Source organism: Candidatus Coxiella mudrowiae (assembly GCA_001077715.1).
Taxonomy (GTDB): Bacteria; Pseudomonadota; Gammaproteobacteria; order Coxiellales; family Coxiellaceae; genus Coxiella; species Coxiella mudrowiae.
Window position 1 is genome coordinate 1126145 of record CP011126.1, and the last position, 12785, is coordinate 1138929.

The following is a 12785-nucleotide window of genomic DNA, read 5'->3' on the forward strand; positions in this document are numbered from 1 at the left end:
AAATCATGAAAAATAATGTCATGATAATTGGTATTTCAGGCCCTTTCGCTTCAGGTAAAAGTTTACTCGCTAATAATACTATCGTTAATGAATTAGGCTCTGATAAAGTAGTAGTAATCTTCGAGGATTCTTAATTATAAAGATCTTAGCAATATGCCCTTTGAAGAAGGTGCAAAAATTAATTGTGACTACCCAGATTCATTGGATCATGAACTTCTCTATCAACATCTTTTACAATTACAAAAAAGCCACGCCTTCTAAATACCCTGTTACGATTACAACAAGCATTTACGACTAAAGGAAACTAAAACAATCAGTCAACACCACATTATTCTGCTAGAAGGAATTTTATTATTCATTGAACCTAAGTTACGAGAAATTATGGACATTCGGATTTTTATGCATACACTTTTAGACATCTGCCTATTGCGACGCCTACAGCGAGATATCGTCGAGCGAGGTCCTCTCTAGAAAGTATTATTACTCAATACCAACAAGAAACTATTCGTCTTATGTATCTTCAGTTTATAGAGCCCTCTTCTAAGCGTTATACGGAGATCATTGTTCCTCGATGAGGTGGAAATCGAATTGCGATTGAAATAATTTAAGCCAAAATGCGAGAACTGCTCGCCAACAAGAAAATAGCGTAATTTTTTAAAAAACAATAAATTAGACAGCTTATTGCCTCTGGCTAAAATTACGCTATCTAAATACACTATAATTAATTTATTAATTTAATATATGAGCACAAGTGAAGCAAATAAGGTTGTTATGCCATAAAACTTTAAAATATTTTTTAGATAAGAATAAGGTAAAATATGTAACGATTAACTACTTGCCTGATTAATACCATACAGGAAATTGCAGAAATTTCCCATGTATCAGCCAAAAAGCTAGCAAAACCTTGTTATGGTTAAAATTAACAATAAATTGGCTATGGTCGTTACCGGGGCAATACCAAAATCGATTTCGAAAAATTAAAAAAAGCCATGGACGCTAAGAAAGTTGAGCTTGCGAGTGAATATGAATTTCAAGAACAATTTCCTGGCTGCAAATTGGGAGCTAATGCCACCTTTCGGCAATTTATTTGATATGGGATGTATATGTTTCAGACGAACTATATAAAGATGAGAAGGAAATCGTTTTTAATCCAAGAACACACTCTCAATTAGTTAAGCTAGTTTGGGAAGATTATGAAAAATTAGTGAATCCCAAAATCATTTCTTTACGATTAAGTTACTATTTTATTGACTAAACTTTGAAATTGAGGACTGGAAGGAATTTCGTGGCCAAGTAACCAATCGTAAAGCAAAGGATCTGGTTCATCGAGGAGACGGTTAAATATTTTTTTTTCCTCGGCCGTCAAAATTTGAAATTGATTTTTATAGAATCGCTCCAAAAGGATATCCAATTCCAGCATTCCACGACGGCATTTCCATTTAATTTTTCTCGCTTCCAAAAGTTCATCCATTTTATTTTTCTCTAAATTGAACGCGTTGAGTTATTTTGCACAATAATTCGTAGCTAATAGTACCAGCCTGTTCAGCTATTTGTTCGACAGGCAAGCCATTCCCCCACAAAACTACCTCATCACCAATTTTAACCTCTGACTCGTGACGCAAATCAATGGCGATCATGTCCATAGATACCCGACCAATTAACGGACATATTTTTCCATGCAATAATGTTGGCGTGCCACAGGGAGCATGGCGTGGGTATCCGTCACCATAACCAATACCAACAATACCAATAGATGTATTTTCGGAGGAACGCCATGTACATCCATAACCCACAACTTCTCCTGCACGACAATTTTTAATTGCTATTATCCTCGCAGATAAAGTCATTACTGGTTTTAAATTTCGTTTCACGCCGGTCTCCCAAGAAAAAGGCGACACGCCATACAACATAATGCCAGGGCGGATCCAATCTAAAAAAGCAGTGGAATAGCTTAATACGCCTGCTGAATTTACAACACTTTTAGGGACGTCTCTATCTTTAACAATTTCCCTAAATTGATTAATTTGCCATTCAGTAAACGACCGATCTTTATTATCAGCATCAGCTAAATGGGTCATTAAGCCAATTGGTTTTTGTACCGACGGACAAGCAGACAAACGGTCATAAGCAGAAGCCACCTTTTCCAGGGGAAAACCCAATCGATGCATTCCTGTATCGATCTTCAACCAAACTTGTAAAGGGGAAGAAACTTTATTTTTTTCTAAAAGATTCAATTGATGGGAATGGTAAATTACTGCTACTAAATTATAGTGAATAAATTTTTTTAACTCTTTTTCATCAATAAAGCCCCGCATAACCACAATTGGCGTTACAATCCTGTTTTCCCGTAAAATTAACGCCTCATCAATACACGCCACGCCAAATGCATTCACCAGGAGAAGCGTTTTAGCAACCCGCACCAATCCGTGGCCATAACCATTGCTTTTAATCATAGCTAAAACAAAAGATTGGGGAGCAATTTCTTTTATCCGAGAAAGATTATGTTTGAGCGCTTGTAAATCAATAGTAGCAACTGCTTGATTCACGCTCGCGCTCCAAAAGGTAATCGCTGTGGCACACTTTCATGAGAAAAATTATCAAAGCGAGTATATTGCCCCCGAAACGTCAGTATCACCTTCCCAATGGGGCCATTCCGGTACTTTGCAATAATAATCTCTGCTTTACCCTTATCGGGAGAGTCTTCATGATAAACCTCATCACGATAAATAAAAGCAATGAGATCAGCGTCTTGTTCAATTGCACCTGATTCACGTAAATCCGACATCACTGGACGTTTATCGGTGCGAGTTTCTAAACTACGGTTAAGCTGAGATAAAGCGATAATAGGAATATTTAATTCTTTTGCTAGCGCTTTTAAAGAGCGGGAAATTTCAGATATTTCTATACTGCGGTTTTCACGATTGTTGGGGACATGCATCAATTGAAGATAATCCACAGCAATTAAACCAAGCCCCCCATGCTCGCGGGCTAAACGTCTTGCCTGTGATCGAATCTCCCCAGGACTTAAAGCAGGGGTATCATCGATAAATAATTTGGTTTCCGAAAGCATTTCAATGGCATGAGTAATTCGAGGCCAATCATCGTCTTTGAGCTGGCCCGTGCGCACTTTATGCTGATCGATACTTCCTAGAGACGAAATCATTCGCATAACCAGTGCTTCAGCGGGCATCTCCATACTGAAAATCAGAACCGGAACATTTCCCTTTATGGCCGCATGTTCAGCAATATTCATCGCTAATATGGTTTTTCCCATAGAGGGGCGGCCTGCGATCACAACTAAATCGGCGGGTTGTAAGCCCGAAGTTAATCGATCTAAGTCGGTAAAACCTGATGAAAGGCCTGTGAGTGCTTTATCGGAATGATAGAGCATATCAATGCGATCCATGGCCTTGGCCAACAAGGTGGTTATTGCCACAGGTCCAGATCCCCAAGAACGACTTTCAGCAATATTAAAAACCCTTTGTTCTGCCTTATCGAGTAATTCTTTAATGTCACGGCCATCGGGGTTAAAACCATCCTGCGCAATATCCGTTCCAGCTTCAATTAATTGCCGTAAAATGGCCCGTTCCCGGACGATATCTGCATAAGCGACAATATTCGCAGCGCTAGGTGTATTTTTAGCTAATTCATAGAGATAAGCTTCTCCAGGCGCATTTAATCGATCCTTCACTTTTAGTGCTTCTGATACAGTCAATACATCCAAAGGTTTATGTTGATCGATCAAGTGTGTCATCGCTTCGAAAATTGCCTGATGATCGGATCGGTAAAAATCTTTGGCACTTATTCGGTCAGTAATGCGATCCCACGCACGATTATCCAACATTAAGGCACCGAGTACAGATTGTTCCGCCTCTTGAGAATGAGGCGGAATTTTAGGAGGTAAATCTTTAGGTTTCTGATGTGGTGGCATGGACGCTAGTGTAGCATTCCCACTCTCTTTCCTGCAAAAGTTACTGGTCCACTAGGAAATACAATTGGATTGGGATTAAAAGCATGAATTAAATAATCAAGCTTTTAGGCATTACAGAAGAAGAGAATTAACTCACACGAGTGAAACGAGGCCAGGTTTTTCGAAAATGAAAATAATTAAGTCGCTATAAGTCTCATTCCATCACAAAAAAGCACCGCTTTTACATCCAGTGGTGGACAGTAAAACGTGTTAAAAGTGTGTGAGAATAAATTTTTTTCTTACCGACAATTTTTGCGATGTCGCTTGTTAGTTTAAGGATGGAATTTAAACTCGTGGACCCATAATGAGTAAAGCGGTATTCTAACTCTAGCTCATCGACTTTGTAGTTCGAAATCCGATCCCCACACTCCCCGGTACAAGCAAATTGGGTCGTGATATTAGCTGATACATTGTAACCATTGGCGCTGCCGTTGTATCAGGATTACCCGAGACTTCCGTATATTGCAAGGCCCGATTCTATTAAGAAAATCCTACGCCGCCAATTAAATAAGGTGATAATACACCTCATAACCGTAATTGGGATAGGGCAAAAAAATGGGAACACTGCTTAAAGTAAAAGAGATGATACTCCTTTTAATTATTCAGAAAGTACTTTAATTTTTACCGTAATAGCAACGTCGGTATGAAGATGAACTGGAATTTCATATTCACCAATTTGTCGAATAGGACCTTCAGGTAAGCTTACTTCGCGTTTTTCGACAACGACACCCTCACTGGAAATTGCTTCAGCAATTTCACGGGATCCCACTGACCCAAAAAGCTTACCCTCATCACTCGCCTTTGCTGAAATATGAAAGCTTTTTCCTTCCAATTTTTTCGCCCGTACTTTTGCTTTCTCTAATTGTTCTTCTGCTAACTTCTCTAATTTTGCACGCCGTTTTTCAAATTCCGAAATATGTTCTGCTGTGGCAGGAACAGCCTTTCCATACGGCAATAAAAAATTACGAGCATAACCAAGCTTTACGAGTACTTGATCCCCAATGTTGCCCAAATTGGCCACTTTTTCCTGTAAAATAACTCTCATATTCATAATTTAAATCCTCTTTAATTCTTTAGTAAAGTATAATGCTTTCGAAAATCATAAAAACTATCGATAAGTCCCACGATGGCTAAAGCGATCACTGTAAAGAATGTTAATAACAATAAAGCGATGTAAACTATTACTATTATTAAGGCCATTTCTCTTCGATTCATTACTAATCGATGAAGGATACTTAAGCCCCCCACCATAAATGGAAATAATAACATAGGGTAAATATCCACCAGCCAATTTGGCTGCCAAATTAAACCAATACTGGCAATGAGTAACAAGCCTGCACCCGCTTGACTGATACGGATTTTAGTAAATTCAAGCTGTAATCGTCCAGGAGAAAAGAGAACCGTTTGCCACCAACGGGCTAAAATCAGCAAAACAATCATCCCAAATAAAACAAAAAAAGCAAAGCCTCCTGTGGCAATAGCAGAAAGATGTTGGGCAAATTCTGCAGAGCAATCGGCGCTTAAATGGAAAGTTAAAGCCCAACCATTAGCCTGCAAATAATTGTGAATTAATCCTATCCATATTTGCCGAATATTCGGAAAAATAAGGTGCACCACAAAAACTGCCAAGACACCAATTACAGCAGCCGCTTCTAAAACCCATTGCCAAGAAACGGTGTGGCGTAGGATTAAAGCGAATATAAACACTAAACCACATTGGATAAGTAGTAAATCAAATTGATAAAAAAAGCCAAAATGACGGGTTACTACCAATGCAATTGCGGGCAAAAGAACAAAAGCTAAAACGGCCAACCCCGCCTTATAGCCTTTTTGGAGAGTAACTAATCCTAAAATTAAAGTGGCAACGAATCCTATAGGCAGAAGAAAAGCTAATAATGAAAAAGCCAGTGCAGCCATAGCTGCGCGAATGTTATCGGCCAATAAATATTTCCCCATGCTCTTCATTAAATTGCCCAAATTATTGCTCTCACCTGCCTGCTAATCCACAAGGGAAGAGGCTGAATTTCTCTTATCGATGCGTATCGCAATATGGCAACAAAGCCAAATAACGAGCCAGCTTAATAGCACGAGATAATTGGCGCTGATATTTAGCGCTTGTTCCGGTAATACGACTCGGAACCATCCGACCGGATTCCATAATATAATCTTTTAATGTGTCGATATCTTTGTAATCGATTTCTTGAATATTTTTTGCTTTAAAAGCACAGAATTTTTTGCGACGAAATGACATATATTTCCTCTTAAGCTTCTTCGGATGTTTCAGCAGTCTCTTCAACGACAACTTTTAGTTTCTCTTTTCGAAACTTCCCTTTTTCAGTGCTTTGCATAATGGGTGAAGGCTCAGTAATAGCGTGATTACGCTTTAAAACTAAATTGCGAATTACCGCATCATTGTAACGAAAAGCATTTTCCAGCTCATCTAGAACAGCTTTATCGCACTCAATATTCATTAAAATATAATGAGCTTTATGTACTTTGTTGATAGAATAAGCTAATTGTTGACGTCCCCAGTCTTCTAAGCGATGGACCTTACCCCCACCTTCTTTAATCATTGCCTGATAGCGCTCAACCATGGCCGGCACCTGCGTGCTTTGGTCGGGATGGACTAGAATCATGATTTCATAATGTCGCATTAGCGATTTTCTCTCGGTTTAACTAACAGCCCCCTCCCCCGAGGTTTGAATCGGTGAAGCAAGGAGTAAAACGCGGTATTTTAACTAATCCCACAGAAGATATCAAATTCAATCCAAGGCGCCCGGAATTCCACCTAAAGCTCTTGGCTTTGTGGGTTTTTGAGCCTAGAGTAGGAACCAACCTCTTAGAAATTCATGCTATGATTGGAACTATCATGAGGACAAAAAACTATGGTACTCACTGAAGACGCTGGTATTGGTAATTATCACATTCGAGCTTACGATGCCGAATCGGTTACGATTAACAAAACCCTCTATACGTCAAGCATGATTGTTTCCCCCTATAAGCTTATTCCTAACTGGGAACCGAAATCTTTAGAGGACTTAAAACCAGAACATTTTCAAACTCTGTTATCTTTAAATCCCGAAGTGGTTATTTTTGGGACCGGAAAAAAATTTATTTTTCCGCCTAAAGAAAAGCTCATGCCGCTTCTCCAAAAACGAATTGGGATTGAATCCATGGATACAGGCGGCGCTTGTCGAACCTATGCAGCGCTAATGTCCGAAGGGCGGAAGATAGTAGCAGCATTAATCATAAATAATAATTCATGAAAAAATTAGTTATTGTAGGAGCTCAAATTAATTTGCTGGTTGGGGATATCGAAGGCAATACCCAACTCATCATCAATACAGCCAATCGGGCTTATCGCGAGAGCAAAGCAGATGTTGTATTATTTCCAGAATTAGCCATTACAAGCTATCCACCCGAAGATTTGCTTTTTCGACCTGCACTTTATCAACGTGTACATCAAGCACTTCAACGGATTGCTGAAGAAGTTAAACACACTACCATCGTCGTAGGATATCCAGATTTTCAAGAAAGTCATTATTATAACAAGGCGGCAGTAATTGCTGAGGGTAAAATAATGGCGACCTACGCAAAACACGCCCTGCCTAATTATCGAGTTTTCGACGAAAAAGGTTATTTTTCCTACGGAGATCAACCTTGTATCATCGAAGTTAAGGGAGTAAAAATTGGGCTATTAATTTGTGAAGATTTATGGTTGGAAAGCCCTTTAGAATATGCTATCAAGGCCGGAGCACAATTAATCGCCTGTATTAACGCTTCCCCTTTCACTCAATATAAATCCCATCACCGACGCGATTTGTTAACGAAACGTACCCAGAAATATCGTATCCCTATTATTTATTTAAATTTAATTGGAGGACAAGATGAACTCGTTTTTGATGGCGGTTCAATGGTATTTAATCAAAATGGAGAGCGCGTTCAGCAAGGCACTTATTTCAAAGAAGAGTTGATGACTATTGAATTTGATCTCAAACACCCATTAGAGGTTTGCACCAAGCATCCTTTTGCACCCGAATCACTACTGGATGAAGAGAAAATTTATAACGTTCTCGTATTAGGCGTTCGCGATTATATTAACAAAAACAATTTTCCTAGCGCCATCATTGGTCTTTCCGGAGGAGTGGATTCTGCTTTAACGCTAGCCATTGCTGTTGACGCCATCGGCCCATCGCGCGTGAGCGGGGTCCTGATGCCATCCTCTTTTACTTCTTCCATGAGCATTGAAGATGCAAAGATCGAAGCTCAAGCATTAAAAATTTCGACTTCCGTTATTGATATTAATTCCATATTCGAAGCTTTCCTTAGAAGCCTTGCACCGGAGTTTGTAGGACTTCCTCGAGATGTTACTGAAGAAAATTTACAAGCACGTATTCGAGGCACATTATTGATGGCTCTTTCCAATAAAAAAGGAGCTATTGTATTAACCACCGGAAACAAAAGTGAAATGGCTGTCGGCTACGCTACTTTGTATGGTGATATGGCTGGAGGCTTTGGAGTCTTAAAAGATATTTATAAAACAATGGTATATCGCTTGTGTAAATACCGCAATACCATTTCGCCCGTCATTCCCGAGCGCGTTTTAACTCGGGCACCTTCTGCAGAATTAGCGCCCAATCAAAAAGATCAAGATACTTTGCCACCTTACCCAGTGCTGGATGAAATTTTGGAACGTTATATTGGAAAAGATGAAGATCCAAACACAATCACGGCTGCTGGTTTTGATATTAATATGGTTAAGAAAGTAGTCCGAATGATAAATCGTAATGAATATAAGCGCTACCAAGCACCGATTGGTATCCGCATTACGAGACGCGCTTTTGGAAAAGATCGGCGGTACCCAATCACCTCTGGTTTTTCAAAAGATGTTTAGAGCGTATTTTTGATTCGAGGTGTTGAGAAAAATCTCGCGAGAATTTCTCAGGAACCTCTAAAGCAACAGATAAACAAAACAATCGTTCATTGTTAAATTGTTTACATTTAACTGCATCTTTTTCTGTCATGAGGATTATTTTGTCATCTCTAAATTTAAAATCCTTTTTCTGGTAAAAATAATGATCGGGAAATGCGTGTTTTATTACTTTTGCTCCTAATAATTCAAGCTGATGAAAGAAACTTTGTGGATTCCCCAATCCAGCAACGGCATGGATAGTTTTCCCTTGTAATTCCTCAAAATTTATTTTTTTTTCCGGATTTTTTAATTGATAAATTTTTACAGGACACAACTGCTTTACAACAAAAAAATCTACAGTATTTAGCCGTGATTTGGGTTCGCGCAAAGGTCCTGCCGGCAAGCACAATCCATTTCCAAATTGACGATCCGAATCTATAACAGCGATTTCAATATCTCGTGATAGTGAATAATGCTGCAAACCATCATCGCTGATAACAATATTACAACTGAAATTTTTCAATAAGTGTTCTATAGCAGCCGTTCGATTGACACCCACCACCATTGGGCAACCGGTTCTTGCCAGTAAAATAGCTTCATCACCAACCACACGAGGATTGCTATTGGGTGTGACAACTTGAGGCCGATTTTTGGTTTTTCCACCATAACCACAACTAACAAGTCCTGGTTGAAATCCCTGCTTTTTTAAGTAATTTACCAGCCAAATCGCTAAAGGAGTTTTCCCACTCCCGCCCACAGTGATGTTGCCTATCACAATGATCGGTGTCGAAAATTGTCGATTTTTTTTAAGCCCAAGGGCATAGGCTGACCTTCGGAGAGTGACAGCCAGTCGGTACAACAAAGAAAAAGGAATTAAAAGGCGACTTATCCAAGAACGTGGTTGGTACCAAAACTGCGGCGCTGTTATCATTATGGACTCTTAGCGACAACTCCAACAGGTTTTTCCGAGAATTGCATCCGATACAATTCTGCATAAATTCCCTTTAAAGCCAACAGTTGCTGATGAGTTCCTTTTTCTACAATGCGTCCCCCCTCCATCATAATAATCCAATCCACCTTCTCAATGGTAGACAATCGATGTGCAATTATTAACGTAGTCCGTTGGTGCATTAGGTTTTCCAACGCTGCTTGGATATGTCTTTCTGCGTGGGTATCTAACGCAGACGTTGCTTCATCGAGAATAAGAATCGGAGAATTTTTAAACAAAGCACGAGCGATAGCGATCCGTTGACGCTGACCTCCAGAAAGAAGAACACCATTTTCTCCTACAACGGTGTTTAAGCCCTCAGGTAATTGATCGATAAATTCCATCGTATGGGCCGCTCGAGCCGCTTCTATAATTTTTCTCTTATCGATACCTCCTACTTGACCATAAGCAATATTATTTAAAATAGTGTCGTTAAATAAGATGGTGTTCTGAGACACTAAAGCAAATTGATTGCGCAATTCTTGCAAATGAAATTCTTTAATATTAATGCCATCAATTTTAATAATGCCTGACGAAATTTCATAAAATCGCGGTAATAAATTAATTAGCGTAGACTTCCCAGCACCCGATCGACCAACTAATGCAACTGTTTGTCCTGCCTCAACAGTCAAATTAATATCTGAAAGGATAGGTTTTTGACTCTTATCATAGCTAAAAGAGACATGAGAATATCCTATGGTACCCTTCGCTCTTAATAAATGGCGGCTTCCCTTGTCCTTTTCGATGTCTTCATCTAACAGTTTGAAGATACTTTCCGCACCGGCAATACCTTTTTGGATGTAACTATTAACCATAGTGAGTCGGCGCACGGGTCGAAGCATCATGATCATTGCAGAAACCACAGAAACAAAGCTACCGGCAGTTACATGCAAAGAAGGCTGAGTAGCAAAAAATAAAATGAGAGCAATCGGGATAGCAATGAGTAATTGCACTAATGAAGTACTGACACTATTAGTGACTACGACCTTCAATTCGCGCTGTTGATTTGCCTTAGTGGCACTGCAGAATTTTTCATTTTCATAAGTTTGTCCGCCAAAAAGACGAACTACTTTATAAGCTTCTATGGCCTCACTTGCAATATGCGTAACTTCGCCCACAGATCTTTGTACGCTGGTACTCAATCGGCGTAACCGTGCACTGCAAATTTTCATTACCCAGGCAATAATCGGAGTAATTATCAAAAAAAATAACGTTAATTCCCAATTGACTAAAAACATCACCGTCAACAAGCCAATTACTAAGGAGGATTCTTGGAGTGTGATTACTAGAGCATCAGAACTTGCTTGAGCAACCTGCTCTACATTGTAGATCACTGTAGATAATAAATAACCCGAATTGTGCTGATCATAAAATTTGGCAGGTAAGCGTAATAAATGACTGAAAATCATACGTCTAAAATCCATTACAATGTTACGAGCCACTCGATTAATAAAATAAGTCGACAAAAATCTTGCCATCCCTCGAAATAAGAAAATTAACACAATGATTAAAGGAAGCCAGCGAATAAAACTGACGTCATGGGCAATAAATCCATGATTAATAATCGGTTTTATTAACCAAGCAAATCCAGCATCCATTAGCGAGACTACTATCGTACCGATAATCCCAAAAATAAAGATCGCCCAATATCGTTTAGTGGCTTGCAAAAGACGTCCATAGGTTTTAACGCCTTCTCGTTTAACTTTTTTCATCAATAGCTTGAAAGCCCCTTGCTAAAAACAACGCCGCTCATAAGCGGCCCAGATGAGCATTTTATCCTCTGAGGAAAGCCGGATGCAAATAGCACCATTTGTGGCAGTATTTAAACCCTTGGCTCCTTTCCTTTTATATCGTTCTACCACCGGATAACTCGGGAAATGATAACGATTATAATAGCCCGTTGGGAAAAGATATATTTAGGGTGGACGCCATAAACAAAGGGTTCTGAAGAAGTGCTACTTCCATAGTGTGGAGCAATCAGCAATGCAGCTCGCAAATTGGGCTCCTTTATAAGAAGCCACTTTTCTTGGGATTTCTCAATATCACCGGGTAATAAAATTGCCTACTGGTACACCTGAATTCGCAACACACACGAGCTGTTGTTACCTTGGTACGTAGCCTCTTTTTCTGGTGATAAGAAACTAAACAAACACCATCCCATATCCATTTTTTCCCACATAAAAAGGTCTTCTCCGCCAAGGCCTTGGGGAAACGATTCGCTACACTGCTTAAAATAAGCGGCATAGACATTTGATTTAGGATTGCTTCTGTTCCGCCAATATGATCATTATCGCCATGGCTGATTATCATGCCATTAATATGATGAATGTGGTGGGTACGTGAATGAAAGCAAAATCTCAACACCCGCATCAAACCCACCTGGATATTTGGGTCCGGCATCAATAGATTAGAACATGATGAGCCGTCCTAATGACCATGGACAATCCTTGTCCAACGTCTAAAAGAGTTAGCCAAAGATCACCTCTTAATGCCTGAGAATGCCGAGAAAAAATCAAAGGCAAACCACACAATAATCTTACTCATCGCTCCAGCCAATGTTTCGGAAGCAAAAGTATCATCCCACTAAGCAGGGTAATTAATACCACAGGCAATGAGGCAGGCTGATTCCAAATCATAATCATATGAGACAAAGAGAATAACCATTTCAAATATCTCTAAAGGCGACTCACAACAAAAGCAACATAATGAAAGCAGGACTCGCCCAACATATTAACAGCTAAGCATATCCAATTGCGGAAATTACGCAAAGGGGAACGAGAATCACTTCAATCCAAAGAATAGTAATTAAATTTGCTACAAGAGCGACCAAGGACAACTGTTGAAAAAATAAAGTCAAAGACAGTAACCCTATAAAAACCAGCCACTCCATTCAAAGCCATTGAGTAAAACGAGAT

General features: G+C 39.4%; 12 protein-coding genes and 1 pseudogene. 4 read left to right on the forward strand and 9 right to left on the reverse strand.

What is annotated here, in order from left to right; genetic code table 11:
- Positions 1 to 5 precede the first annotated feature (5 nt).
- Positions 6 to 572 (forward strand): annotated as a pseudogene (udk, locus tag CleRt_RS05345) (uridine kinase); the annotation flags it as partial.
- 417 nt (positions 573 to 989) lie between these two features.
- The gene (locus CleRt_RS12090) at positions 990 to 1091 is read left to right on the forward strand and encodes a hypothetical protein (RefSeq protein WP_235378889.1); all 102 of its coding nucleotides are present in this window, start codon (positions 990 to 992) and stop codon (positions 1089 to 1091) included.
- A 140-nt stretch (positions 1092 to 1231) separates the two neighbouring features.
- Here the strand turns inward: CleRt_RS12090 and CleRt_RS05355 are convergent, their stop codons facing one another.
- The 7 genes from CleRt_RS05355 to rpsF all read right to left on the reverse strand — a co-directional run bounded on the left by CleRt_RS05355 (position 1232) and on the right by rpsF (position 6624).
- The gene (locus tag CleRt_RS05355; protein WP_048875355.1) at positions 1232 to 1471 is read right to left on the reverse strand and encodes an FAD assembly factor SdhE; all 240 of its coding nucleotides are present in this window, start codon (positions 1469 to 1471) and stop codon (positions 1232 to 1234) included.
- A gap of 1 nt (position 1472) precedes the next feature.
- On the reverse strand, positions 1473 to 2546 hold the full coding sequence (gene alr, locus CleRt_RS05360; protein WP_048875356.1) for an alanine racemase: 1074 nt from the start codon (positions 2544 to 2546) through the stop codon (positions 1473 to 1475).
- Positions 2543 to 3931 carry a replicative DNA helicase gene (dnaB, locus tag CleRt_RS05365; protein ID WP_048875357.1) on the reverse strand — a complete coding sequence of 463 codons (1389 nt, stop codon included), beginning with the start codon at positions 3929 to 3931 and terminating at the stop codon, positions 2543 to 2545. The genes alr and dnaB overlap by 4 nt, the downstream gene beginning before the upstream one ends.
- A gap of 637 nt (positions 3932 to 4568) precedes the next feature.
- Complete coding sequence (gene rplI / locus CleRt_RS05370; protein WP_048875799.1) at positions 4569 to 5015, reverse strand: 50S ribosomal protein L9; 447 nt, start codon at positions 5013 to 5015, stop codon at positions 4569 to 4571.
- A gap of 20 nt (positions 5016 to 5035) precedes the next feature.
- Positions 5036 to 5911 (reverse strand): hypothetical protein, encoded by an 876-nt coding sequence (locus CleRt_RS05375; protein ID WP_235378890.1) that lies wholly within the window; start codon positions 5909 to 5911, stop codon positions 5036 to 5038.
- Positions 5912 to 5999: 88 nt separating this feature from the next.
- Positions 6000 to 6221 (reverse strand): 30S ribosomal protein S18, encoded by a 222-nt coding sequence (rpsR, locus tag CleRt_RS05380; protein WP_048875358.1) that lies wholly within the window; start codon positions 6219 to 6221, stop codon positions 6000 to 6002.
- Positions 6222 to 6231: 10 nt separating this feature from the next.
- Positions 6232 to 6624 (reverse strand): 30S ribosomal protein S6, encoded by a 393-nt coding sequence (rpsF, locus tag CleRt_RS05385; RefSeq protein WP_048875359.1) that lies wholly within the window; start codon positions 6622 to 6624, stop codon positions 6232 to 6234.
- Positions 6625 to 6855: 231 nt separating this feature from the next.
- On the opposite strand from rpsF, the gene CleRt_RS05395 reads away from it, so the two are divergent.
- Complete coding sequence (locus CleRt_RS05395) at positions 6856 to 7236, forward strand: Mth938-like domain-containing protein (RefSeq protein WP_048875361.1); 381 nt, start codon at positions 6856 to 6858, stop codon at positions 7234 to 7236.
- Entirely contained in the window at positions 7233 to 8864 is a 1632-nt protein-coding gene (locus tag CleRt_RS05400) for an NAD+ synthase (RefSeq protein ID WP_048875362.1), read from the forward strand. Before CleRt_RS05395 ends, CleRt_RS05400 begins: the two co-directional genes overlap by 4 nt.
- On the opposite strand, the gene lpxK is transcribed toward CleRt_RS05400, so the two are convergent.
- Together lpxK and msbA are read right to left on the reverse strand one after the other, a co-directional pair.
- A complete protein-coding gene (lpxK, locus tag CleRt_RS05405; protein ID WP_048875363.1) occupies positions 8836 to 9813 on the reverse strand; it encodes a tetraacyldisaccharide 4'-kinase in 978 nt (325 codons plus the stop codon). The two genes, CleRt_RS05400 and lpxK, sit on opposite strands and share 29 nt — an antisense overlap.
- On the reverse strand, positions 9813 to 11582 hold the full coding sequence (msbA, locus tag CleRt_RS05410; RefSeq protein ID WP_048875364.1) for a lipid A export permease/ATP-binding protein MsbA: 1770 nt from the start codon (positions 11580 to 11582) through the stop codon (positions 9813 to 9815). The genes lpxK and msbA overlap by 1 nt, the downstream gene beginning before the upstream one ends.
- Positions 11583 to 12785: the final 1203 nt, after the last annotated feature.